Origin of the sequence: Methylobacterium sp. J-070 (genome assembly GCF_022829385.1) — a bacterium.
In the GTDB taxonomy this organism is placed as follows: domain Bacteria; phylum Pseudomonadota; class Alphaproteobacteria; order Rhizobiales; family Beijerinckiaceae; genus Methylobacterium.
This window is the reverse complement of sequence record NZ_JAKSXX010000110.1, coordinates 132,602-156,960: the sequence shown is the minus strand read 5'-3', so window position 1 is coordinate 156,960 and position 24,359 is coordinate 132,602. Positions and strand designations below refer to the sequence as shown.

The 24,359-nt window shown below is 71.3% G+C and carries 21 protein-coding genes and 2 pseudogenes; 14 read left to right on the top strand and 9 right to left on the bottom strand.

From position 1 onward, the window contains the following. Window positions 1-279, bottom strand: a pseudogene (locus MKL01_RS08850) (transglutaminase-like cysteine peptidase); the annotation flags it as partial. Between the two features lie 335 nt (window positions 280-614). Here MKL01_RS08850 and MKL01_RS08845 point away from each other — a divergent pair. Both MKL01_RS08845 and MKL01_RS08840 read left to right on the top strand, forming a co-directional pair. Next, entirely contained in the window at window positions 615-1,826 is a 1,212-nt protein-coding gene (locus MKL01_RS08845) for an FIST signal transduction protein (protein ID WP_243904839.1), read from the top strand. Continuing rightward, window positions 1,823-3,169, top strand: a complete 1,347-nt coding sequence (locus MKL01_RS08840) for an ATP-binding protein (RefSeq protein WP_243904838.1) — start codon at window positions 1,823-1,825, stop codon at window positions 3,167-3,169. Before MKL01_RS08845 ends, MKL01_RS08840 begins: the two co-directional genes overlap by 4 nt. Before the next feature lie 306 nt (window positions 3,170-3,475). Here MKL01_RS08840 and MKL01_RS08835 read toward each other — a convergent pair whose 3' ends face one another. Further along, entirely contained in the window at window positions 3,476-3,616 is a 141-nt protein-coding gene (locus tag MKL01_RS08835; RefSeq protein ID WP_243904837.1) for a hypothetical protein, read from the bottom strand. Window positions 3,617-3,696: 80 nt separating this feature from the next. Here MKL01_RS08835 and MKL01_RS08830 point away from each other — a divergent pair, with 80 nt between their 5' ends. Next, on the top strand, window positions 3,697-5,100 hold the full coding sequence (locus MKL01_RS08830) for an MFS transporter (RefSeq protein ID WP_243904836.1): 1,404 nt from the start codon (window positions 3,697-3,699) through the stop codon (window positions 5,098-5,100). A gap of 128 nt (window positions 5,101-5,228) precedes the next feature. Next, window positions 5,229-6,026 (top strand): SDR family NAD(P)-dependent oxidoreductase, encoded by a 798-nt coding sequence (locus MKL01_RS08825; RefSeq protein WP_243904835.1) that lies wholly within the window; start codon window positions 5,229-5,231, stop codon window positions 6,024-6,026. Window positions 6,027-6,301: 275 nt separating this feature from the next. Here the strand turns inward: MKL01_RS08825 and MKL01_RS08820 are convergent, their stop codons facing one another. Continuing rightward, window positions 6,302-6,661, bottom strand: coding sequence for an SWIB/MDM2 domain-containing protein (locus MKL01_RS08820; protein WP_243904834.1), 360 nt, complete (start codon window positions 6,659-6,661; stop codon window positions 6,302-6,304). A 243-nt stretch (window positions 6,662-6,904) separates the two neighbouring features. Between MKL01_RS08820 and MKL01_RS35690 the strand changes: the two genes are divergently transcribed. The 3 genes from MKL01_RS35690 to MKL01_RS08810 all read left to right on the top strand — a co-directional run bounded on the left by MKL01_RS35690 (window position 6,905) and on the right by MKL01_RS08810 (window position 8,122). Continuing rightward, window positions 6,905-7,027 carry a hypothetical protein gene (locus MKL01_RS35690; protein WP_279604479.1) on the top strand — a complete coding sequence of 41 codons (123 nt, stop codon included), beginning with the start codon at window positions 6,905-6,907 and terminating at the stop codon, window positions 7,025-7,027. Window positions 7,028-7,076: 49 nt separating this feature from the next. Then, window positions 7,077-7,562: a DUF2721 domain-containing protein gene (locus tag MKL01_RS08815; RefSeq protein ID WP_243904833.1), complete on the top strand. Its 486-nt coding sequence runs from the start codon at window positions 7,077-7,079 to the stop codon at window positions 7,560-7,562. Window positions 7,563-7,687: 125 nt separating this feature from the next. Beyond that, window positions 7,688-8,122: a PRC-barrel domain-containing protein gene (locus tag MKL01_RS08810; RefSeq protein ID WP_243904832.1), complete on the top strand. Its 435-nt coding sequence runs from the start codon at window positions 7,688-7,690 to the stop codon at window positions 8,120-8,122. A 68-nt stretch (window positions 8,123-8,190) separates the two neighbouring features. On the opposite strand, the gene MKL01_RS08805 is transcribed toward MKL01_RS08810, so the two are convergent. Continuing rightward, entirely contained in the window at window positions 8,191-8,598 is a 408-nt protein-coding gene (locus MKL01_RS08805; protein ID WP_243904831.1) for a hypothetical protein, read from the bottom strand. A 309-nt stretch (window positions 8,599-8,907) separates the two neighbouring features. On the opposite strand from MKL01_RS08805, the gene MKL01_RS08800 reads away from it, so the two are divergent. The 4 genes from MKL01_RS08800 (at window position 8,908) to MKL01_RS08785 (ending at window position 14,139) form a co-directional block, all read left to right on the top strand. Next, window positions 8,908-9,612 carry a PRC-barrel domain-containing protein gene (locus MKL01_RS08800; protein ID WP_243904849.1) on the top strand — a complete coding sequence of 235 codons (705 nt, stop codon included), beginning with the start codon at window positions 8,908-8,910 and terminating at the stop codon, window positions 9,610-9,612. Then, window positions 9,609-10,973 (top strand): MFS transporter, encoded by a 1,365-nt coding sequence (locus MKL01_RS08795; RefSeq protein ID WP_243904830.1) that lies wholly within the window; start codon window positions 9,609-9,611, stop codon window positions 10,971-10,973. The genes MKL01_RS08800 and MKL01_RS08795 overlap by 4 nt, the downstream gene beginning before the upstream one ends. 204 nt (window positions 10,974-11,177) lie before the next feature. Continuing rightward, window positions 11,178-12,947: an ABC transporter ATP-binding protein gene (locus MKL01_RS08790; RefSeq protein ID WP_243904829.1), complete on the top strand. Its 1,770-nt coding sequence runs from the start codon at window positions 11,178-11,180 to the stop codon at window positions 12,945-12,947. A gap of 262 nt (window positions 12,948-13,209) precedes the next feature. After that, entirely contained in the window at window positions 13,210-14,139 is a 930-nt protein-coding gene (locus tag MKL01_RS08785) for a glutaminase (protein ID WP_243904828.1), read from the top strand. 36 nt (window positions 14,140-14,175) lie between these two features. On the opposite strand, the gene MKL01_RS08780 is transcribed toward MKL01_RS08785, so the two are convergent. Both MKL01_RS08780 and MKL01_RS08775 read right to left on the bottom strand, forming a co-directional pair. Further along, complete coding sequence (locus tag MKL01_RS08780) at window positions 14,176-14,472, bottom strand: DNA-binding protein (RefSeq protein WP_243904827.1); 297 nt, start codon at window positions 14,470-14,472, stop codon at window positions 14,176-14,178. Window positions 14,473-14,595: 123 nt separating this feature from the next. Next, complete coding sequence (locus tag MKL01_RS08775; protein WP_243904826.1) at window positions 14,596-14,793, bottom strand: hypothetical protein; 198 nt, start codon at window positions 14,791-14,793, stop codon at window positions 14,596-14,598. Window positions 14,794-14,962: 169 nt separating this feature from the next. Between MKL01_RS08775 and MKL01_RS08770 the strand changes: the two genes are divergently transcribed. The 3 genes from MKL01_RS08770 (at window position 14,963) to MKL01_RS08760 (ending at window position 18,059) form a co-directional block, all read left to right on the top strand. Next, window positions 14,963-16,372, top strand: coding sequence for an MFS transporter (locus MKL01_RS08770; protein WP_243904825.1), 1,410 nt, complete (start codon window positions 14,963-14,965; stop codon window positions 16,370-16,372). Between the two features lie 66 nt (window positions 16,373-16,438). Continuing rightward, window positions 16,439-16,993, top strand: coding sequence for a Uma2 family endonuclease (locus MKL01_RS08765; protein WP_243904824.1), 555 nt, complete (start codon window positions 16,439-16,441; stop codon window positions 16,991-16,993). Between the two features lie 52 nt (window positions 16,994-17,045). Next, the gene (locus MKL01_RS08760) at window positions 17,046-18,059 is read left to right on the top strand and encodes an adenosine kinase (protein ID WP_243904823.1); all 1,014 of its coding nucleotides are present in this window, start codon (window positions 17,046-17,048) and stop codon (window positions 18,057-18,059) included. Window positions 18,060-18,086: 27 nt separating this feature from the next. Here MKL01_RS08760 and MKL01_RS08755 read toward each other — a convergent pair. From MKL01_RS08755 to polA, 3 genes and pseudogenes are all read right to left on the bottom strand, one after another. Beyond that, window positions 18,087-19,768, bottom strand: a pseudogene (locus tag MKL01_RS08755) (methyl-accepting chemotaxis protein). 126 nt (window positions 19,769-19,894) lie between these two features. Next, window positions 19,895-20,869, bottom strand: a complete 975-nt coding sequence (locus MKL01_RS08750; RefSeq protein ID WP_243904822.1) for an NADPH:quinone oxidoreductase family protein — start codon at window positions 20,867-20,869, stop codon at window positions 19,895-19,897. A gap of 336 nt (window positions 20,870-21,205) precedes the next feature. Next, on the bottom strand, window positions 21,206-24,358 hold the full coding sequence (gene polA / locus MKL01_RS08745) for a DNA polymerase I (RefSeq protein ID WP_243904821.1): 3,153 nt from the start codon (window positions 24,356-24,358) through the stop codon (window positions 21,206-21,208). Between the last annotated feature and the right edge of the window lies 1 nt (window position 24,359).

Below are 24,359 nucleotides of genomic sequence, written 5' to 3'. Positions count from 1 at the left end.
CAGGCTGATCCGCGCCGGCTCGCCCCGGTCCACCGCGCACTCGGCCGCGTACGACTGGCAGAACGTCACCCAGGCGGCGATCGGCTTGGCCTCACCCTGAAGACGCGCCCCGACCTCGTTCGGAAGGCTCGCCAGGGTCTGCGCGGCGAGCCCGGTCGCGAGGCCCGCGACCCCGAGGGCCGCCAGGGCGAGGACGGTCGCGGTGCGCCGACCGCGGGAGAGCCGACGCGATGCGGAGCCCGAAACCAGACCCAGCATCTTGGAAACCGCGGACCGCATCGCCGTGACCCAACCGTTAAGCTCTCGTTAACGAAAGCTCTCACGCCGGGGGCCCGGCGGCAATCCGCCGATTAACAAAAGGTTAACGTTGTGGGCAACGCGGATAAGCGGCGTTCCCGTCGGCCCTGTGGCCCGGATCCCCGGAGGGCAGCGAAAACCCGCACGCACCGCCGTAGTCCCGGCAGAACGTTGCCCGCCCGGGGATGCAGATCCGCGCGAACCAGACCGAGCGGCGGCGCGCCCCGTTGCACCGCTCGGTTGCGCACGACATACTCACGGCAAGACGCGCAAGAGTGGGCACCAAGCCCGCCAAGGGTGTCGCCGGGAGTGGAAACGTGGCTCAGGGACCGGGAGAGCGCCGCCATCTGTGCGGCATCCGGACGGCCTGGACGGACGCGGCCTCGGCCGCCGACGCGGTGTCGGACGTCGCCCGGGCCGTGGCCGATGCCGCGCTGTCTCAGATCGTCGTGTTCTTCTCCGCGGATTACGACGCCGAGATTCTGGCCGGCGAACTTGCGGCCCGCTTCCCCGGCGTGCCGGTGGCCGGGTGCTCCATGTCGGGCGGCATCGCGCCGGCCGCCGGCCTGGATCGCGGGCTCGTCGCCATCGCGTTCCCGGTCGCGCGGTTCCGCATCGTCTCCACGGTGCTCGACGCCATCGACCATCTCGACGTGGAGCGGACCGCCTCGGCGGTGCGCGCCCTCCGCCGGACCCTGGACCCCCAGGACCGGTGCCGCGACGCAGACCCCGGGGCGGAGGGCCGCCGCTTCGCGCTGTCCCTGATCGACGGCCTTGCCAACGCTGAGGAGACGGTGATCTCGGCCATCGCCTGGGCGCTCGACGGCATCCCGATCGTCGGCGGCTCGGCCGGCGACGACCTGCGCTTCCGGGACGCGGTGCTGCTCCACGGCGGCCGGATCCATCGCAACGCCGCCGTTCTCGTGGTGGTCGAGACGGACTTCGCCGTGGAGATCTTCAAGAGCGACAATTTCGAGCCGACGCAGACCAAGTTCGTGGTCACAGCCTCGGACGGCGAGCGCCGCACCGTGCACGAATTGAACGCCGAGCCGGCGGCCCGGGAGTACGCCATGGCGATCGGCCTCGACCCCGAGGGCCTGTCGCCGATGAGCTTCGCCGCCTACCCGCTCGCCGTGAAGGTCGGCGGCGAGTATTTCTGCCGCTCGATCCGGCGGATGAACGAGGACGGCTCGCTGAGCTTCTTCTGCGCGGTGGACGAGGGCGTGGTGCTCACCCTGGCCGAGCCCCGCGACATCGTCGCCTCGACCCGAACCGAGCTGGCGCGCCTCGACGCGCTGCTCGGCGGTGTCGACCTGATCATCGGATTCGAGTGCGTGCTGCGCCGCCTCGACGCCGAGAGCCGGCAGGTCCGCCAGGGGATCACCGACCTCTATCGCCGCTACAACGTCGTCGGGTTCGAGACCTTCGGCGAGCAATACCGGGCGATGCACCTGAACCAGACCTTCACGGGCATCGCCATCGGCCGGACCCTCGCCGACGGCGCGTCCGCGGCCCCGGTCGCGTCATGACGCTGCACCCGAAGGGCCTCCAGACCGACGCGTCCCTGCACCGGCGGATCGAGAAGCTCGAGCGGATCAACGCCGCGCTGATGTCCCATGTGGAGCGCTCCATGGATCAGCGGGGCAGCGCCTACTCGCTGTTCCAGACCGCGATCATGCTGGAGGGCCGGGTCCGCACCCGCACCGAGGAGCTGACCGGGCTGATGCACCGGCTGGAGCGCTCCAACGAGGCGCTGGCGATCGCCAAGGAGGAGGCCGAGACCGCCAACCGCTCCAAGACCCGGTTCCTGGCGGCGGCGAGCCACGACCTGCTGCAGCCGGTCAACGCCGCCCGCCTGTCGATCTCGGCACTCACGGACCTCGACGTGCCGCCGGAGGCCCGCACGATCGCCGGGCAGGTCGAGCGCGGGCTGCAGACCATCGAGGACCTGATCAAGACCCTCCTCGACATCTCCAAGCTCGATGCCGGCATCGTCCGGCCGCAGCTGCAGCCGATCTTCCTCCCCGACCTGCTGGCGGAACTGGCGGAGAGCTTCAAGCCGTTCGCCGAGCGCAAGAACCTGCGCCTCTCCGTGCGCTGCCCGGACCTCGCCGCCATCAGCGACGTGGTGCTCCTGAGGCGCATCCTGCAGAACCTCGTCTCGAACGCGGTGCGGTACACGCGCACGGGCGGGATCGTCCTGGCGGCGCGGCCCCGGGACGGCGGCGTTCGGGTGGAGGTCACCGATACCGGCTGCGGCATCGCCCCCGAGGATCGGGATCTGGTCTTCGACGAGTTCTTCCGCGGCGGCACCCGGACGGGCGCCAGCGACGAACCGGGGCTCGGGCTCGGGCTGTCGATCGTCCGCCGGATGGCCCAGGCGCTCGATCATCCCCTGACCCTGCGCTCGCGGCCCGGGCACGGCACGCGGGTCGCGCTGGCGCTGCCGGTGAGCGCCGTCCCGGCCGCCGCGGCGCCCCCCGCCCCGGTGGCGACCCGGCTCTCGGGGGCGCATGTCCTGGTGGTGGAGAACGACGCCTCCACGGCCGACGCCCTGGCGCGCCTCCTGCAGAACTGGGACGCCCGGGTCTCGACCTTCCGGGACCTCGCCGGGGTGCGGGCCGCCATCGAGGCCGGCGCCGCGCCCCCGGACATCCTGGTGCTCGACTACCACCTGGACGACGGCGCCTGCGGGCTCGCCGTGGCGGCGTATTTCTCCGCCTTGCGGGGCGCGCCGCTCCCGGTGATCGTCACCACCGCCGACCATACCGGCGCGGTCGAGGCGCAGGTGGCGGCGACCGGCGCCGAGCTCGTGCGCAAGCCGATCAAGCCGGCCCAGCTCCGCTCGCTGCTCACCTACATGCTGGCGTGACCGATCCCGGCGTGGGCCGACCTGTCGAGGTGCGGCACGGCGGCGATCGCGCCCGTCCCCGGGGACGCCGTCCCCGACGCAACGGAGCAATGTCGGGTTGAATGGGATCACGCGCTCGACGGTCTGGGCGCGCATCCCCTCACCTTTGCGGGGAGGGGTCAGGGGGTGGTGCCGGATGCGGCTCGGCGGTGCCGTCTGCACCACCCCCACCTCCACCTCCGCCCCGCAAGGGGCAGGAGCGCGCGTCGCGCTTCGTGATCCGCATCGGATGGGAAACGCGCCAGCCTCGGGCATCGGCGTAGCGTTTCATCCGGCACCGCGCCCCAGTCCGGGACGGGTGAGCGGCCGCGCGCGCATCACCGTCACGCCGGGATCCGCCCGCGCCGTGACATAGGACACACCGCGCCCCTCGACGGGCCGCGGCTCCTGGGCGACAGGGAACCGCATCCCGCGGTGCATCCTGCGCCCGGATGTCCCCAGAGATCGACGTCACGGGCCCTCCGGACGCCGCAGGAGCGCGCGTGATCATGGCGCAAGTCCCGACCGGTCCGGGCTCCGCCGCGCCGGGCAGCACCCATGACGGCCTGCCGCCCCGCGAGCGCGTCTTCGCCATGGCGGCGATCGCGCTCGCCATGACCATGGCGGTGCTCGACGGGGCGATCGTCAACGTGGCGCTGCCCGTCATGGCCAAGGACCTCGCGGTCAGGCCGGCCGACGCGATCTTCGTGGTCAACGCCTACCAGATCGCCGTCACCGCGAGCCTCCTGCCCTTTGCGGCGCTCGGCGACATCTTCGGCTTCCGAAAGGTGTACCTGCCGGGGCTGGCCGTCTTCGTCGCCGCCTCGCTCGCCTGCGCGGTCGCCCCGAGCCTGCCCCTGCTGATCGCAGCCCGCATCGTCCAGGGCCTCGGCGCCGCGGCGATCATGAGCGTCAACATCGGCTTCGTGCGCTTCATCTACCCGCACCGGATGATCGGCCAGGGGGTGGCCAACGTCGCCCTGGTGGTGGCCGTCGCCTCGGCGGCCGGCCCCACCGTGGCGGCCGCGATCCTCTCGGTGGCGACCTGGCCCTGGCTGTTCCTGGTCAACATCCCGGTGGGCCTGCTGGCCCTGGCGGTGGCGTCCCGCACCCTGCCGGCGACGCCGGCGAGCGGACGGCCCTTCGATCTCGTGAGCGCCGTCCTGAACGCGCTGACCTTCGGCCTGCTCATCATCGGCATCGACGGCCTGGGCGATCCGGACGGCCGGCGGGTCGCCGCCGCGGAACTCGTGGGCGCCCTCGTGATCGGCGCGGCCTTCGTCCGGCGACAGATCCGGCTGCCCGCGCCGCTGCTGCCGGTGGACCTGCTGCGGATCCCGGCCTTCGCCCTGTCGATGGCGACCTCCGTCGCATCCTTCTGTGCCCAGATGATCTCCTACGTGGCGCTGCCGTTCTACTTCCAGGACGTGCTGCACCTGTCCAGCACGCAGACCGGCTTCCTGCTCACGCCCTGGCCGATCGCCGTGGCGGCGATGGCGCCGGTCTCCGGGCGCCTCGCCGACCGCTACCCGCCCGGCATCCTCGGCGGGATCGGTCTGGCCATGCTGGCGTCCGGCCTCGTCTGCATGACCCTGCTGCCGGACGCCCCCGCCACCCTCGACATCGTCTGGCGCCTGACCCTGTGCGGTCTCGGTTTCGGGCTGTTCCAGTCGCCGAACAACAAGGTCATCGTCACCTCCGCGCCGCGCGAGCGGGCCGGGGGTGCGAGCGGGATGCAGTCGACGGCGCGGCTCACCGGCCAGTCCCTCGGCGCCGCGCTGGTGGCGGTGATCTTCGGCCTGACCCACGGGCTCGGCCCGGAGCGGGCCGTGACCCTGTCGCTGTCCTGTGCGGTCGCCCTCGCGGTCGTCGGCGGCTGCGCCAGCGTCCTGAGGCGGAGCCGGAGCGGCTAGAGCGCTCGCTGAGACGCGCTCTCCGACGACCCGGGACCGCTTCGTCGGAGAGCGCTCGAGACAGGACCGGCGTGCCACCGACCGGGCGGGCACGCGTTGACGCAATGGATCACGTACGGGAGAGCGCCATGGATCTCGATCTCACCGGCCGGAAGGCCCTCGTCACCGGCTCGACCGTCGGCATCGGCTACGCCATCGCCAGGGAACTCTGCGACCTCGGCGCCGAGGTCGGCATCAACGGCCGCACCCCCGAGCGCGTCGAGGCCGCGCTGGCGAAGCTCCGGGGGGAAGCGAAATCCGGCCGCGCCTTCGCGGCTCCGGGCGACGTCTCCACCGCCGAGGGTGTCGATGCCCTGGTCCGGGCCCTGCCAGCGGTGGACATCCTGGTCAACAACACCGGGATCTTCGAGCCGAAGCCGTTCTTCGAGATCCCGGACGCCGACTGGCAGCGCTTCTTCGACGTCAACGTGATGAGCGGCGTGCGCCTGTCCCGCGCCTACGCGTCCGGCATGGCGGAGCGCGGCTGGGGCCGGGTGATCTTCATCTCAAGCGAGTCGGGCATCAACACGCCGACCGAGATGGTCCATTACGGGATGACCAAGACTGCCCAGCTGGCGATCTCCCGCGGCCTCGCCCAGACGGTGGCCGGCTCAGGCGTGACCGTGAACAGCGTGCTCCCGGGCCCGACCCTGTCCGAGGGCGTGGCGGAGTTCATGACGCAGATGGCCGGCGGACAGGCCGACGCCGACCTCGACGCCATGGGGCGGGCGTTCGTCGCCGAGCACCGTCCGTCCTCGCTCATCCGGCGCCTCGCGCGGGTGGAGGAGGTGGCGAACCTCGTCGCGTATCTCTGCAGCCCCGCGGCGAGCGCCACCACCGGGTCGGCGGTGCGCGTGGACGGGGGCGTCCTACAGGGCCTGGCCTGAACGACCAGGCCGACCGGACGATCCCCGGATCGAGGCCGGGGACGCCAGTTCGAGACAGGCCCGCGCGGCGCAGCCCGGAATCCGAAGCCGCCGGCACGCTCCCGATCGAGACGGGCCAGCCCGCCTCATCCGAGGGCACCTGCGGCTCTGGATTCCGGGCTCCCGCCTGCGGCGACCCTCGACACGATGGCGCCCGTCGGTTCCGACAGGCGGAGCGCCGACGCTCCTAGAGCCGACGTCCCGGGCGACGCGCCGGGCCTGGCTCTAGGGTGCGATCAGGCCTTCAGGTGGGCCGCGAGGTGCTTGTTCATCTCGAACATCGAGCACTTGTCCTTGCCGAAGACTTTCTTGAGCTTGTCGTCGGCCATGATCTCGCGCTTGTTCTCGGGATTCTGAAGGTTGTGCTTCTTGATGTAATCCCAAACCTTGCTGACCACCTCGCCACGCGGGAGCGGGCTGGTGCCGACGATCGCGCCGAGGTCGGCCGAGGGCTTCAGCGGCTGCTGCAGGGCGTTCGGCTTCGTGCCGGCGGCCTTCGGGGCGGCGGGCTTCGCAGCCTTGGCCGGAGCGGCCTTCGCCTCGGGCTTCGTGGTCTTGGCCGCCTTCGGTGCAGCCTTCTCGGTCTTCGTGGCCATAAACTTCCTCCGGTTCTCGGGCCGCAGGCCAGGGCATGATCGCCCCGCGGCCGAGCCAGCATAGCAGCAACTAAGCGGTGCCGCCGCCGTTCCAAGGGGAAATTGCCTCTGCGGCGCTCTCATCCACAAGGCAGGCGCGGAAATCCACGCTGGAAGCCGCCGGTCGGCGCGGTCCGAAAGATTATTGGCCGGATCCGCGGGCGCGAAACCTGCTCTTAACAATCCTGCGCCTGAAGTACAGGCATGTTTGCTCCAGCCCTCACCCTCGCGCTGCTGCTCGCCACCGGCCTCGTCATGGCGCTGGGGCTCGGCGTTCGTGCGGAGCCGGCTGCTACCGGGCCGGAACCGGGACGCGGCCTGCTCTGAGGCCGGCGGGATTGCCCCTCGCCTCGGCCCGGTGCATCTGCCGGGGCGCATGACCGACCCGATCCTCCCCGCGGCTCTCGAGAGCACCGCCCACGTGGTCCAGGTGGCGCTGAGCCCCGTGTTCCTGCTGTCCGGGATCGCGACGCTGCTCAACGTCTTCGGCGCCCGGCTTGCCCGCGTGGCGGACCAGGCCGAGCGTGTCTCGAGCCTGCTCGCCGGTGCGGGGGATGCGGAGCGGCGCCTGCTGGGCCGCCGCCTCGACCGGCTGCACCTGCGCTCGCTCGCCCTCGACGCCGCCGTGTTCCTGGCCGCCCTCGGCGGCGTCGCGACCTGCGGGTCGGTGCTGACGCTGTTCGTCGGAGCCCTGCGCGACAGCACGGTGGCCACCCTGCTGTTCGGCCTGTTCGGATCCGCGATCCTGTGCACGCTGTGCGCCCTCGTGGCCTTCGGCATCGAGATGCTGCTCGCCAACCGCGCGGTCCGCGACCGGATCAACGAACGGCGCGCCGATGCCGGGATGCCGGCCGATGTCTGACGCGTAATCGAGGGCCGGGACCGGGCGCCCCGACCCGAAGCCTGCGGAACCTGCGTCGGCCGACCCGCTTAGTCCGCAGGGACACCGACATGCCGTCCCGCCGCGTCCATCACCCGGGAGTGCGTATGCCGACGGACCTGCCCACCGAGCGCGCCGTGAGGAAACCCGGCAGCCTGGAACTCGACCCCGCCGGACCCGGGATCGCCATCGACGAGACCAGCCGGCTGATCGCCTCCAACAAGGTCGAGGGAACGGCGGTCTACGACCGGAGCGGCCGCCACCTCGGTGCCGTCCACAATTTCATGGTCGACAAGATCTCGGGACAGGTCGCCTACGCGGTGCTGGCCTTCGGCGGCTTCCTGGGGCTCGGCGAGAACCACCATCCGCTGCCCTGGAAGGCGCTGACCTACAGCACCGAGCTGGGCGGCTACGTGATCGACATCGACCCGGCCGGCCTCGCTGGAGCGCCCAGCCACGGAGCGGGCGAGGACGGGTTCGCCGACCCGACCTATGGCGGGCGGATCGAGGGCTTCTACGGCGGACGGGCGCCGACGGCCTGACGGGCCGCGTCGCCGCCTCCCGAGCCGGGGCGACGTGCGCCCCGGGCCCGTTCCGCTGGAACTTGCCTCTAGAACTTGCCGCCGAGGCCGACGCTGCCGCCCGGAGAGAGCATCGGGCCCATGGCACCGCCGCTGCCGCTGCCGCCCACCGCGGCGTTGCCGCCGTCGAGGTCCTCGCGGCGGATCCGCCTGTCGCCCGCGTCCGCCGAGCGCGTCCCGGTGCCGGCACTCTTGGGGATGGCGAGCTGCCTCGTCGGCGCGGTCTGGAGCGGCTGGCCGTCGGCATCGACCCCCGCATTGCGCGCCTCGCGATTGGGCAGGGAGCTCCGCAGAGAGGGCGGCGGCCCGACCTGCGTATCCGGCATCACGCCGCCGCCCCCGCCCAGGGCCTGGCAACCCGCCATCAGGCCGGCCAGCACGGTGGCGAGCACGAATCCGCGCGCCGCGGCGCTTTTCGACGGGGGAAGGGGCGACATCGTATGGTCCTCGCAAGGGGCCGCGGTGCTGTCCGCGGCTCGCATGGGCTTTAATCCGCTCTCTACGCTGGCGATGCGGCGAAAACCAGACAGAGCTGCGGCCGACCGTCCGGCCCGTGGCGGCCCGAACCTTGCGGCCTGGACCAGTGGGTCCATAACTTCGCCCAGGTCCTGCGCCACGACCGCTGACCGCGGGCGGCCTCCTGCCGATGGCGGACCTCAACCCGGCCGACTCGGTCGCGGTCGCGTCGGCGTACCGGCCTGACCCGACCCTTCCTCAGAGGACGAAGCGTGTTCAGAACCATCCGGATGATCGCGGCCGTGTCGCTCGCCCTGTGGGCATCGGGAGCCGCGGCGCAGGTCCAGCCCGGCGGAAGCGAGGGCGCGTCCGGCCAGCCGCAGGCCCCGGCCGCCGCGCCGTCTCCGAACACCCAAGCCGCGCCCCAGTCTCTCGCGCCCCCCTCCGCCGCCGCGCCCGCTACCCCGCCGGCCGCCCCGGTGACGCCGATCCCGGCGCCGCAGGCCCAGCAGCAGGGCACCCCGGCGACGGTCCTCGACACGCAGGACTACGAGAGCCTGCTCGGCCGCAGCGTGCGCAGTGCCGGAGGCGACGAACTCGGGCGCGTCATCGACATCATCATCGACAAGGACGGCCATCCCCGGGCCGCGATCATCGATTTCGGCGGCTTCCTCGGCGTCGGCACCCGGAAGATCGCGGTGGATTGGCGCGCCCTGCGCTTCGCCGCCGACGGCGGCAAGGAGCGGAAACTGTCCGTGGCACTGACGCGCAACCAAGTCCGTGTCTCGCCCGAGTACAAGGCCGGCGAGCCGATCGTGGTTCTCGGCCCGGCGAGTCCGGCCGCCCCCGCCGCCGAGGGTGACCAGGCGGCGAGCCCGGCCGCCGCAGCGCCGGCCGGCATCGCCCCCTCCGGGACGCAGCCGGCTCCTGCCGCGCCCGCCGCGACTGCCCCGGCCGCGCCCGCCACCCCTCCGGAGAAGGCGCCGGATAAATGACGGTGGCCCGATTGAAGGTCAGACCCGCCGCCGCCGCCCGCGAGCGCGAGGTGTCCCGGCAGGATCCCCGGTCCCGTCCCGTCCGCCTGAAGGATCCGGCGATGGAGCGCCCGCGCGATCCGGCGCCGCCGGCCGGAACCGCCTCCGGGCGCGCGATCACGGCGGCGAGCCGCCACGGCCTCGACGCCTTCGCGTTCTTCGTCGCCAACCTGCAGACCGGCTTCGGGCCGTTCCTGGCGGTCTATTTCTCGCAGGCCAAATGGACCCAGTCCGACATCGGCTTCGCCCTGACCGTCGGCAGCCTCGTCGCGCTCCTCGGGCAGGTGCCCGGGGGGGCGTTCGTCGACGTGGTGCGCTCGAAGCGCTTCGCCGCCGCGGTGGCGGTCCTCGGCATCTCGGGGAGCGCCTTCGCCCTGGCGGTCTGGCCGAGCTTTCTGGTCGTCCTCCTGGCGATGGCGATCCATTCCGCGGCCAGCTGCGTGCTGACGCCGGCCATCGCGGCGATCAGCATCGGCCTCGTCGGGCGCGCCCGGGCGGGCGAGCGCCTCGGCCGCAACGCGAGCTTCGCGGCGCTCGGCAACGCCCTGGGCGCCGCCGGGATGGGCGCCATCGGCTACTACCTCTCGAACGGCGCGGTGTTCTACCTGACGGCCGCCCTCGTCGTGCCGACGATCATCGCCCTCGCCCGCATCCGGGCCCAGGACATCGATCCGGGGGTGTTGCGCGAGGCGCCGCCGGCCGAGGCGTCGCCGCCTTCTGGACAAGAGGGGGTGCGGGCGCTGCTGACCAACCGCGGGCTGCTGTCCTTCTCGGCCTGCATGGTGCTGTTCTTCCTCGCCAACGCCGCGATGCTGCCGCTGGTGGGCAGCGTCCTGACCCTGCGGGCGAGCGAGACCGCGACCGCCCTCGTCGCGGCCTGCATCATGGTCCCGCAGGCGGTCCTGGCCGTCAGCGCCCCCGCGGTCGGCCGGGCGGCGGAGCGGTTCGGCCGCTACCCCGTGCTGCTGTTCGGCTTCGCCGCGCTCCCCGTCCGGGGCCTCCTGCTCGCCTATACGACGAACCCCTACGGCCTGGTCGTCATCCAGGTCCTCGACGGGATCTCGGCCTCGGTCCTCGGCGTGATGGTGCCCCTCATCGTCTCGGACCTCACCCGTGGAACCGGGCGCTTCAACCTGGCCCTAGGGGCCGTGGGCACCGCAATGGGCATCGGCGCCGCCCTCTCGACCTCGCTGGCCGGGATTATGGCCGACCGTCTCGGCAGCCACAGCGCCTTCCTGGGTCTGGCCGTCGTGGGCTTCGCGGCCTTCATGCTGGTGGCGCTGATCATGCCGGAGACGCGTCAGGCGGAGCCCGCGGCCTGACCGGCCGCGGCATCGGATTCGCTTGCATGTTTCCGCGCCGCTCAAGCGGCGTTCACATTGTCCAGGTAAAAGCGCATCGCGAGTGCAGTCGGGTGAAACATATGGCAACGCTCTCGCGTTGCCGCTGCGGGTCAGACTGCGCCCGCGTTGCACTCCGCCTCGGCCTGTAAGCCAAAGCCGCGCGAATACGGAATGGTCACCGCGATGGAAGAGCTGCACCGATACGCCGACAGGCCCTTCGCCTTCGTCGGCCGGTATCTCCGCCGCCGCTGGCTGCCGCACTTGGTCATCCTGGTTTCCGTGCTGGGCGCCGTCGGCTTCTCGGTCTCCACCGACTATGCCCTCAAGGGCGTGGTCGATGCCCTGACCAAGGGGCCGGGCCCGGGCAACACCCTGATCTGGAGCGCGCTGACGGTCCTGATCGCCTTCATCGCCGCCGACAACATGCTCTGGCGCGTGGCGGCGCTGACGGGCGCCTTCACCTTCGTAGGCATCACCGGCGACATCCGGCGCGACCTGTTCCGGCACCTGACCGGCCACTCCCCGACCTTCTTCTCCGACCGGCAGCCCGGCACCCTTGCATCGCGCATCACGGCGACCTCGAACGCGATCTTCACGGTCGAGAACATGTTCGTGTTCAACGTGATGCCGCCGACCGTCGCGGCCTTCGGGTCGATCGGCTACATCGCCACGGTCAACGGCACCATGGCGGCCATCTTGGCCGGCGTCTTCGCCGCGGTCGTCGTGCTGATGTTCAAGATGGCCTCGGCCGGCAAGCCGCTCCACCACGACTTCGCCGCCAAGGCTGCGTCCGTCGACGGCGAGATGGTCGACCTCGTCGGCAACATGTCGCTCGTGCGGGCCTTCTCGGCGTTCAAGCGCGAGGGTCAGCGCTTCGAGGGCACCATCGCCACCGAGATGCGGGCCCGCCGCTCGTCGCTCCTCTACCTGGAGAAGCTGCGCATCGTCCACGCGGTGCTCACCGTTCTCGCCGTCTTCGGCCTGCTCTACTGGGCGATCCAGATGTGGGAGGCCAAGGAGGCGACCAACGGCCAGGTCGTCCTTGTCTGCACCCTCGGCATCCGCATCCTCGCCGCCACCCGCGATCTGGCGGTGGCGCTGGTGGACGCGACGCAGCACACCGCCCGCCTGTCCGAGGCCCTGCACACGCTGCTCCAGCCCCACGACCTCGTCGACCATCCGGAAGCCGAGCCGCTCACCGGCCAGGGCGCGAAGATCGAGTTCGAGCACGTCGCCTTCAGCTACCCGGACGGGCGCCCGGTCTTCACCGATTTCGACCTCGTGATCGAGCCGGGTCAGCGCGTCGGCCTGGTGGGCAAGTCGGGCGGCGGCAAGTCGACCCTGTTCTCGCTGATCCAGCGCTTCTACGACGTGCAGAGCGGCGCGATCCGCATCAACGGCCAGGACATCGACCGGGTGACCCAGGAGTCCCTGCGCGAGGCGATCACGGTCGTGCCGCAGGACGTGTCGATGTTCCACCGGTCCTTGCGCGAGAACATCCGCTACGGGCGGCCCGACGCCACCGACGAGGACGTCTGGAAGGCCGCCGAGGCGGCCCACTGCACCGACTTCATCCAGGCCCTGCCGGAGGGGTTCGACACGATGGTCGGCGACCGCGGCGTCAAGCTCTCGGGGGGCCAGCGCCAGCGCATCGCCATCGCGCGGGCCATCCTCAAGAACTCGCCGATCCTGCTCCTCGACGAGGCGACCTCGGCGCTGGACGCCGAATCCGAGCAGGCGATCCGTCACGCCCTGGCGAACCTCATGAAGGGCCGCACCGTCATCGCCATCGCGCACCGGTTGTCGACCCTGCAGGATTTCGATCGGATCGTCGTGCTGGAGGGCGGCCGCATCGCCCAGGACGGTTCGCCCGACAAGCTGACCCATCTCGACGGCTTCTTCCGGGAGCTGATGAAGAAGGAATCCATGGGCACGGCGCTCGCCGCCGCCTGAGCGGGACTCGTCGCGCGACGCATCCGCGGGACCCGCGCTGGTCCGCCTCGGGACCGCGCGCGCGGCTCTACCGGCCGGGCTGCGGTCCGGCTGACGGGACGTCCGGTGCGTCGCGCGCGCATCGGTCAGGACGCCGCCGCCCGCCGGCCCGGACCGGTGCCGATCGGCGGTCCCGCGCGCAAAGACCGGACCTGAACTTGCATCACCCGAGGCGTCGCAGACCGGTCCGGTTCCGACGCCGCCCGACGCCCGAGCCCCGACCGTGCCCGACCTCGCCCTCGTCATCCGGGAGATCTCCGAGGAGATGGCCCAGCGCACCGACCGGGGCGCGGTCGCCGACTACATCCCCGAACTGGCCCGGGTCGACCCGAACCGGTTCGGCATCGCGGTGATCGACGCCGAGGGCCGCGTTTGCGCGGGCGGCGACAGCGAGACGCCGTTCTCGATCCAGAGCGTGTCGAAGGTGTTCACGCTCACCCTGGCGCTCGGCATGGTCGGCGACCGGCTGTGGAAGCGGGTCGGCCGCGAGCCTTCGGGCAACCCGTTCAACTCGATCGTCCAGCTGGAGCGCGAGCGCGGGGTGCCGCGCAATCCGTTCATCAACGCCGGCGCCATCGCGGTGACCGACGTGATCCTCTCGGGCCACGAGCCCCGGGAGGCGCTGGGCGAGATCCTGCGGTTCATGCAGTTCCTGGCCCAGGACCCGACGATCACGATCGACGAGCGGGTGGCGGCCTCGGAGAAGCGCACCGGCTACCGCAATACCGCGCTCGCCAACTACATGAAGTCGTTCGGGGTCCTCGACAATCCGGTCGACTACACCCTGGGCGTCTACTTCCACCACTGCGCCATCGCGATGAACTGCCGCCAGCTTGCCATGGCGGGCCGGTTCCTCGCCCATAACGGCCGCAATCCCTCGACCGGGCACAACGTCGTCTCGGTCGAGCGGGCGCGGCGCATCAACGCGATCATGCTGACCTGCGGCCACTACGACGGCTCGGGGGAATTCGCCTATCGGGTCGGCCTGCCGGGCAAGAGCGGCGTCGGCGGCAGCATCCTGGCGGTGGCCCCCGGCAAGGCCTCGATCGCGGTCTGGTCGCCGGGGCTCGACGCGGCGGGCAATTCCCATCTCGGCCGGGTCGCCCTGGAGCGCCTGACCCAGCGCATGGGCTGGTCGGTGTTCGGGGCCTGAAGGCGACGCCCGCTCTCAGTGGGCGACCGTGACCGCCTAATTCGCGCCGACGGCCTTCCGGAGGCTGCGCAGGATCGCGAACAGGTTGGTGGCGGTCGGGTTGCCGGACGGGCCGAGCATCCGCATCAGGCTCTCGGAGGTCGAACCCGTCTCCTGCGCCAGCTGCTCGAACCCGAGCGTGGCGTTGACGCAGTCGCGCAGCAGCGCCTTCCCGCTCTCCGCCTCCCCTGCCAACAACAGTTCGACGGCCTCCGTCAGAAGCGCGGCGCGGAACACCGGGTCGCGGTCGGCCCGGGCCTTCACGGTTTCTCTGAAGCTGCGCGTCAGAGCCATCACGCCTCCTTGCGGCTCTTGTACGCAGCCCAATACCCGCGCGCCTTGGTGATGTCGCTCTGCTGTCGGCGCCTGGTCCCGCCACAGAGCAGAAGGATCAGGGTGTTTCCTACCCCGACCGAATTAGAGGCGAACGCCTGGCCCCCGGTCGATCCTGTACTCCTCGACCCCGCCGCCGACCGTCCTGGCGGTGGACAGATTACCCTGTTCCAGCCGCACCAGAGCGACGGCGAGCTTGGCAGCCGCCTGAGCATCCAGATCGTCGAACCATTCGGCGAAAGGGCTCCGTCCGTGATCGTCGAGGAACTCCCGAACTCTCATCCGATGGTACCGTACAGGCAACCTTCATCGCCAGCCTGATCGTCCGACCCCGGACCGACTCGGATGAGATCGCCGCTACCGTACGCCATCGCGCTCTTGCAGGCGTGGCGGTTCCGCGGCAGTGGCCAACGGACAGGCGCGACGATCGGGCATGGAGGGACGTTGGCGGATGGCGACGACACGGATCGCGGAACCTCAAGGAGCCATCCTCGATCCCGGCGCTATCCTGTCCCGCCTCGACCGTCTGCCGCCGACCCGCACGATCTGGCGCCTCGTGGCTCTGCTCGGCCTCGGCTTCTTCTTCGAACTCTACGACCTGCTGTTCACCGGCTACGTCGCCCCGGGGCTCGTGAAGGCCGGGATCCTCACGCCGACCACCCCCGGGCTGTTCGGCGCCAGCGGCGTCGCCAGTTTCGTCGCGGCGCTCTTCACCGGCCTGTTCATCGGCACGCTCCTCTGCGGCTGGCTGGCCGACCGGTTCGGCCGCCGGGCGATCTTCACGTGGTCGCTCCTGTCCTACACGGCCGCCAACGTCGTGATGGCCTGCCAGACCGAGGCGTTCGGGCTCAACCTCTGGCGGCTGATCGCCGGGATCGGGCTCGGCCTGGAGATGGTGACCATCGGCAGCTACCTCTCGGAACTGGTGCCGAAGGCGATCCGCGGCCGCGCCTTCGCGTTGTGCCAGGGCATCGGCTTCACCGCCGTGCCGGTAGTGGCGTTCCTGTCCTACCTGCTGATCCCGGTGCAGCCGCTGGGCATCGACGGCTGGCGCTGGGTCGTGCTGATCGGCGCCTCCGCGGCGATCGGGGTCTGGTGGATGCGCGCGGGCCTGCCCGAGAGCCCGCGCTGGCTGGTCGAGCGCGGGCGGCTCGCGGAGGCGGAGGCGGTCCTGCGGCGTCTCGAAGGGCGGATCGCCGCCGAGTACGGCCGCCCCCTGCCGCCGCCGGCCGCACCGGATCCCGTGCAGCGGCGCGGCGCGTTCGGCGACCTGTGGGTGCCGCCGTACCGCCGTCGGGCGCTGATGATGGCGGGGTTCAACGTGTTCCAGACGGTCGGCTTCTACGGCTTCGCCAACTGGGTGCCGACCCTGCTGGTGGCGCAGGGCATCACCATCACGTCGAGCCTCGCCTACACGGCGCTGATCGCCCTCGCCGCCCCGGTCGGGCCGCTGATCGGGCTCATCATCGCCGACCGGTTCGAGCGCAAGCACGTCATCGTGGCCGCCGCCCTGGTCTACATCGCCTGCGGGCTGAGCTTCGCGCAGACCCGGGACGTCGGCGCCATCGTCGCCCTGGGAATCGGCCTGACGCTCGCTTCCAATGTCATGTCGTACAGCTTCCACGCCTATCAGGCGGAGCTGTTCCCCACGGGCATCCGGGCCCGGGCGGTGGGGTTCGTCTATTCCTGGAGCCGCTTCTCGGCGATCTTCACGGGCTTCGTGATCGCCTTCGTGCTGCGCGAGACCGGCACCCCGGGCGTGTTCCTGTTCATCTCCGCGGCGATGCTGGCCGCCGGGCTCCTGGTCGGGCTGCTCGGCCCCCGCACCCGCGACGTGGCCCTGGAGAAGATCGCGGGGTGAGGCGCGCCTCAGCGCTCGCGCGAATCGTGCTAGCCTCACGGCATGGTCGCACAGCCGAAGCCCCGGATGACGGTCGACGAGTTCCTGGTCTGGGCCGCGGGCCGACCGGGGCGCTACGAGCTGGTCGACGGCGAAGTCTTCGCGATGTCGCCGGAGCGGGCGCGGCACGGCTTGGTGAAGTACGCGGCTCAGACAGCCCTGAATCGGGCGATCGAGCAGGCCGGGCTCTCCTGCCACATGATGCCGGACGGGATGACGGTCCGCATCGATGCGACGACGACGTTCGAGCCGGACGCCCTCGTCTATGGCGGGCCGCCGATCGACCTCGACGCGGTCGAGGTACCGGACCCGGTCATCGTTGTGGAGGTGCTCTCGCCGGGAACCAAGTCCGTCGATACCGGAACCAAGCTGATCGGCTATTTCCGGGTCACGAGCCTATGCCACTATCTGATCCTCGATCCGGTCAACCGCATCGTCATTCATTATCGTCGCGGCGAAGGCGGCTTGATCGAGACCCGTATCGCGACCGAGGGACGTCTCGATCTGAGCCCACCCGGACTGACCCTGCCGGTCGCCGAACTGTTCGCCGATCTGCCGCCCCCCGCAGAGCCCGCGGCTTGATCGGATCCGAGGCGGATGCCACAGCGGCGCGAACGCGAACCAGGACGCCCGCATGACAACCTCCCTCGATCTCCTCGTGCTCGGCAACGCCATCGTCGACGTGATCGCCCGCGCGGACGACGCCTTCCTGGCCGAGCAGGGCGTCGCCAAGGGCGCCATGCAGCTCATCGACGAGGCGCGGGCCGAGACGCTGTTCCACGCCATGGGGCCGGGGACGATCGTGTCGGGGGGCTCCGGCGCCAACACGGCGGTCGGCGCGGCCCTGCTCGGCGCCCGGACCGGTTTCGTCGGCAAGGTCCGGGACGACGCGCTCGGCGGCCAGTTCAGCCACGACCTGAAGGCCACCGGCGTCGGCTTCACCGTTCCGGCGGCGAGCGAGGGGCCGGCCACGGCCCGCTGCCTCATCCTGGTGACGCCGGACGGCGAGCGCACCATGAGCACCTATCTCGGCGCCTGCCAGGGGCTGTCCCCCGCCGATGTCGAGCCCGCGCTCGTGAGCTCCGCCCGGGTCGTCTACCTCGAAGGCTACCTCTGGGATCCGCCCGCCGCCAAGGACGCGTTCCGCAAGGCGGCCCAGGTCGCCCATCAGGCCGGCAACGCCGTCGCGCTGACCCTGTCGGACGCGTTCTGCGTCGGCCGCTACCGCGACGAATTCCTGGGCCTCATCCGCGACGGCAGCATCGACATCCTGTTCGCCAACATCGGCGAGCTCCAGAGCCTCTACCAGACCGACGATCCCGAGGCCGCCGTGGCGGCCCTGCGCGACGAGCGCAACGCCCGGGGCCGGCACCTGCTCGGCCTCGTGACCCGCTCGGCCGACGGCGCCCTGGTGGTGCAGGGCGGGGAGGTCCGCGCCGTCGCGGCGAGCCCGGTGGAGACGGTGGTCGACACGACGGGGGCCGGCGACCTGTTCGCCGCCGGGTTCCTGGCCGGGCACGCCCGGGGTCTCGACAACGTCACCAGCGCGCGCCTGGGCACGCTCGCGGCCGCCGAGGTGATCCAGCACATCGGCGCCCGCCCGCAGGCCGACCTCGTCAGCCTCGCGAAGGCGCACGGGCTGCTCTGAGCCGGCCCCGCGGGCGGCCCGGCCGGTTCAGGCCGCCCGCACGGTCGCGGGAAGCGCGTCACCTCGGCCTTGAGATGCTCGGAATGGAGCGACAGCTCCGAGGCGGCGGTGAGGACCTGCTCCGCCGCCGCTCCGGTCTCCTTCGCGGCGCCGGCCACGCCGGCGATGTTGGTGGTGACCTCGCCCGCACCCTGCGCGGCCTGCGTGACGTTGCGGACGATCTCCCGCGTCGCGGTGCCCTGCTGCTCGACCGCGCCGGCGATCCGGGTCGCCACGGTGCTGATGTCCTGGATCCGGCCGCCGATGCGGCCGATGGCCGACACGGCATCGCCGGTTGAGGCCTGGATCTGCGCGACGTGGCCGCCGATCTCCTCGGTCGCCCGCGCGGTCTGGCCCGCCAGTTCCTTCACCTCGGCCGCCACCACGGCGAAGCCACGGCCGGCGTCGCCGGCCCGGGCCGCCTCGATGGTGGCGTTCAGCGCCAGGAGGTTCGTCTGCTCGGCGATGGTCGAGATCAGGGTCACGACGTTGCCGATCCGGGCCGCCGCCCCGCTGAGATCCTGCACCAGATGGGCGGTGGCCTCCGCGTCCGCGACGGCGGCCTGGGTGAGCGTGGCCGAATTCGAGACCTGACGGCCGATCTCCTGGACCGAGGCGCCGAGCTGCTCGGCCGCCGCCGCCGCGGTGTTGACGTTGGCGGCGGCCAGTTCGGCCGCGCTGGCCACCCGCATGGACCGGTCGGTGGTGCCGGAGGCCGCGTCCGTCATGGTCGTCGCCGTGCCCTGCAGGCGGGCGGCGGCCGCCGACACCGTGCCGATGATGCCGCCGACCGCGCCCTCGAAGGCGTCGGCGATCTGGTGCATGCCGCTCCGGCGCTGCGCCTCGGCACTGGCGCGGGACCGCGCGGCTTCGCCTTCGAGGGTCCGGGCCCGGATCAGGCCGTCCTTGAAGACCTGGACGGAGGCCGCCATGGCACCGACCTCGTCTTGGCGCTCGGAACCGGCGACCACGACATCGAGGTCGTCGGCGGCGAGCCGCCGCATGACGGCGGCCATGGACCGGATCGGCCACGCCACGTGGCGCCAGACCCACCAGACAGCGGCGCCGGTCGTGACCACGCCGGCGATCGACAGCGCGACGGTGACCCACCAGGCCGTCCGGAACGCCTCCTCGGCGCGCCGGACCGAGGCATTCGTACCCTCGGCGTTCACCTTCGCCAGGTCTCCCAGGGCCTCGAAGGTCGCCACCAGCGGCGGACGCGCCGGCGCAATGGCGCCGCGGGCCGCTGTCCGGTCCCCGCGGGCGAGAGCGGCCATGATCGCCGCGCGCGCCGCCAGATAGGCCTTCCAGCGGCCCTCGAGCATGTCCCACAGCGCGGTCTCGCGGGGCGACCCGACCAGAGCCCGGTATTGGCCGAACCGTTCCGGGATGATCCGATCCATCTCGACGAACTCGCCGTCGAGGTCCCGGTTCTCGCCCTCATCCACCGCGACCACTTTGCGGATCGTTGTGGTATGGTAGCGCAAAACCAGAAATTGAATCTCGTTGAGCTTGGCGTCTTTCACCATCCAGACGTCCCGGGTCTCGACGGCGGAATCGTTGATCGCGTGGATTTGTATCAAATTCCCGACAGAACTGATCAAAAACAGAATAAATCCGATTAATGACGGCATTACCAGTCGGAAAGTTATATTTCTCTTGAAACTCATCGTGCTCACCACCATGATTCGTCATGACGGAGATTACACGCGTCGCCGATGTTCAGCCTTAAGACGGCACTTTTCGTCCGGATAATTTCGCGTTGCAGTCCGGCATCGCGCGCATGGGTCGCCGGTTCAGGGCTGCAGGAGCACCTTGCCCACCGCGGCCCGCCGGGTCAGCAGGCCGAAGGCCTCGGGGAACGCAGCCAGCGGGTAGACGCCGTGCACCTGCGCGGTGAGCTTGCCCGCGGCGACCCAATCGAGGAGCCGGCGCTGGTCGGCCCGGTGCGCCTCCGGATCGCGGTCGAGGAAGGCGCCCCAGTGGACGCCCTGCACGTCGAGTTCCTTCAGGAGCATCAGGTTGAGCGGCAGCCGCGGGATGCCGCCCGCCGCGAAGCCGATGACCAGGTAGCGTCCGCGCCAGCCGAGCGCCCGCAGGGCCGGCTCCGCGTAGGCGTCGCCGACCGCGTCGTAGACCACGTCGACCCCGCCGGGGCCGGTGATCTGGCGCAGCGCGTCCTTGAGGGTCGCGGGATCGTACACGAGGCCCGCCTCGGCCCCGTGGGCGCGGGCGACGGCGAGCTTCGCCTCCGAGGAGGCGCAGGCGATCACCCGGGCGCCCATCAGCCGCCCCAGTTCCACGGCGGCGAGACCGACGCCCCCGGAGGCGCCGAGCACGGCGAGCCACTCGCCGGGCCTCAGGCGCGCCCGGTTGGCGAGCGCGTGGAGCGACGTGCCGTAGGTGATGGTGAGCCCGGCCGCCTGTTCGTCCGGCACCCCGTCCGGCACCGGCGTGAGCCGGGCGGCATCGACGGCGATCCGCTCGGCACAGCAGCCGTGGCCGGCATGGACGATGACCCTGTCGCCGACCGCGACGCCCGCGGCCCCCTCCCCCAGGGCCTCGACCACGCCGACGCCCTCGCCGCCCGGCGAGAACGGCAGCGGCGGCTTCACCTGATAGCGCCCGGCCACGATCAGCGTGTCGAAGAAGTTGAGGGCCGCGAGCCGGATCCGCACCAGCGCCTGCCCGGGCCCCGGGACCGGATCGGGCAGGTCCACGATCGCGAGGTGTTCCGGCCCTTCGAGCTTCGTGCACAGCAGCGCCCGCATCACGGTCGTCCTCCCGTTCGGTTTGATCCTGTTCAGGCCCGGACCGGCCGCGCGGTCAAGCCGTCGCGCACATTGCCTGGGGTCGGGCCGACCCGGTCGGTTGAAGTCTCGCAAGGCTCTCGAACCGGAGCCGAGGGACCGGCCGACGGCCCGGTGGGCGGCGCCTCGGACGGGATTGGTGCCGGCGTCCGTCGGACGTTGCCCGAAACCCCGGAACCCGCCTCAGTGGCGGCTGCGCGGCACCTCGTGAACAGGGCGGGACGGCATGTCCGCAGAGCGAAGCGTCGCGGGCACCCGGCCGGAACCGGGCACGCGTCGAGCGCGACAGCCGCGCCCTCAATGCGCCTCCTGCCAGTTCCCCGCCGCCTTGGCCTCCACCACCAGCGGCACGCGTAAGGTCAGCGCGGGAGCCGGCGCCTCCTCCATCACCGAGGCGATCACCGGGATCGCCGTCTCCACCTCGTCCTCGGCGACCTCGAAGACCAGCTCGTCGTGCACCTGCAGCAGCATCCGGGCGCCGAGCTTCCTGGCGGCCAGGGCCGGCTCCATCCGGGTCATGGCCCGGCGGATGATGTCGGCGGCCGAGCCCTGGATCGGCGCGTTGATCGCCTGCCGCTCGACGCTGGCGCGCTCGGACGGGTTGTTGGAGCGGATCTGCGGGTAGTGGCAGACCCGGCCGAACAGGGTGGTGACGTAGCCCTTGTCGCGGCAGCTGCGCTTGGTCGTGTCGATGTAGTCGCGGATCCCCGGGAACTGCTCGAAATACTGCTTGATGAACGCCGAGGCCTCCTCGCGGCCGATGCCGAGCCGGTCGGCCAGCCCGAAGGCCGAGATGCCGTAGATGATGCCGAAATTGATGGTCTTGGCCCGGCGCCGCAGGTCGGCGGTCATCTCCTTGAGCGGCACGCCGAACATCGCGCTAGCTGTCGCCGCGTGGATGTCGATCCCGTCCTCGAACGCCTTCCGGAGTTCCGGGATGTCGGCCATGTGGGCGAGCAGCCGCAATTCGATCTGCGAGTAATCCGCCGAGATCAGCCGGTTGCCGGGCGCCGCCACGAAGGCCCGGCGGATGCGCCGGCCCTCCTCGGTGCGGATCGGGATGTTCTGCAGGTTCGGCTCGGAGGAGGACAGCCGCCCGGTGGTGGTCGCCGCCAGCGAGAACGAGGTGTGGACCCGGGCGGTCTCGCGGTCGGCGTGGGTCTGGAGCGAGTCGGTGTAGGTGGATTTCAGCTTCGAGAGCTGCCGCCACTCCAGGATCTTTTTGGGGAGTTCGTGCCCGGCCTGGGCCAGTTCCTCCAGCAGGGTCGCGGGCGTCGCCCACTGGCCCGAGGGGGTCTTCTTGGCCCCCGGCAGGCCCATCTTGCCGAACAGGATGTCGCCGATCTGCTTCGGCGAGCCGACGGAGAACTTCTCCCCGGCATCCTCCTGGATCTCCTCCTCCAGGCGCACCAGGATCTGCGAGAAGTCGCCCGAGAGCCGGCTCAGCATCTCCCGGTCGACCCGGATGCCGCGCTGCTCCATCCGGGCGATCACCGGCAGCAGCGGCCGCTCCAGGGTCTCGTAGACCGCCACCCGGTGCTCGGCCACGAGGCGCGGCTTCATCATCCGCCACAGGCGCAGCGTCACGTCCGCGTCCTCGGCCGCGTAGGCGGTGGCCTTGTCGATGGCGACCCGGTCGAAGCTGACCTTGTTGCGGCCGGTGCCGGCCACGTCCGAGAAGGTGATCGGCTGGTGGCCGAGATGGCGGCGGGCGAGCTCGTCCATGCCGTGGCCGCCCTTGCCGGCGTCGAGCACGTAGGAGATCAGCATCGTGTCGTCGAACGGCGCGATCTCGATGCCGTAGCGGGCGAGCACGACCCAGTCGTATTTCAGGTTCTGGCCGACCTTCAACACGCCCGGGTTCTCCAGGAGCGGCTTCAGCCGGGCGATCGCCTGGTCCAGCGGGATCTGGCCCGGCACCGGCTCGGCGACGTCCGAGGCCGCGGCGCCCTCCCCGAACAGGTCGGTGGCGTCGGCCTGCACCTTGGCGGCCTGGAGATGCGCCAGCGGGATGTAGCAGGCCCGGCCGGTGGACACCGCCAGAGAGACGCCGACGAGGCCGGCCCTGTGGGCGTCGAGGGCGTCGGTCTCGGTGTCGACCGCGATCACCCCGGCCTCCTCGGCCTCGGCAATCCAGGCGTCGAGCTGCTCCAGGCTGGCGACGGTCTCGTAGGCGGCGGTGTCGAAGGGCGCCACCGCCTCGGCGGCGCGCGCCGCCACCACGTTGCCGGGGGTCGCCTCGACCGGCGCCCGGGGCTTGGCCGGCGCGTCCGGCAGGTCGAGATCGGCGAAGGGGTCGATCTCGCCGCCCTCGGGCGGGGCGGCGCCCGGCGGCCGCTCGGTCCCGGCCGCCGCGGTCTCGGGATCCTGCGGAACGCTGTCGCCGAAGAACGGCACCGCGTCGCTGCCGCCCGCGCCGTTGGCGTAGCCATGGGGACGGGCGCCCGGCAGGAGCCGCGGATCGGGCTTCACCGCTTCCGGATCCACGTGCAGCATCTGGGCGATGCGGCGGGTGAGCGTGTTGAATTCCATCGCCTTCAGGAAGCCGACGAGTTTTTCGGGATCGGGCTTGGGGACCGTCAGCTCGTCCAGCGCCACCGGGACCGGCACGTCCTCCATCAGCGCCACCAGCCTGCGCGAAAGCTTGGCCTGGTCGACGTTGGCCAGCAGGGTCTCCCGGCGCTTGGGCTGCTTGATCTCGCCCGCCCGCTCCAGCAGCGCCTCCAGGCTGCCGAACTCCTTGATCAGCGCCGCTGCGGTCTTCAGGCCGATGCCCGGCACGCCCGGCACGTTGTCGGAGGTATCGCCGATCAGCGCCAGGGCGTCGCCGATCTGGTTCGGCTGCAGGCCCTCCCACTTGGCGACGATGGCGTCGACGTCGAGGTTGCGCTCGGGCCGGTAGCCGGCCTTGCCCTTGGCGCCGGACTCGAAATCGTAGAACCGCACCTGCGGCCCGACGAGCTGCATCAGGTCCTTGTCGGAGGAGACGATGATGACGCCCGCGCCCCGCGCCTCGGCCTGGCGGGTATAGGTGGCGATGAGGTCGTCGGCCTCGTAGCGCTCCAGCTCCACGGCATGCAGGCCGAAGGCCCGCACCGCGTCGCGCATCAGCGGCATCTGGCGCTTGAGGTCGTCCGGGGCATCGGGGCGGTGGCCCTTGTAGTCGGGGAACATCTCCTTGCGGAACGAGCCCTCGGACTTGTCGAAGACGATGCCGAGATGGGACGGCATCGTGCCGGCGGCGCCCTCTTGGAGGAACTGGGCGATCTTCGTGCAGAACAGCCGCACGGCGCCGGTGGGCAGTCCGTCGGAGGGCCGCGAATTGTACTTCTGATCCTGGTTGATCGACTGGAAATAGGCCCGGAAGATGAACGACGAGCCGTCGACCAGGATCACCTGATCGCCCGGGCCGACCTTCTTGGGACTGGCGGCGGCGGTCTCGACGGTCATG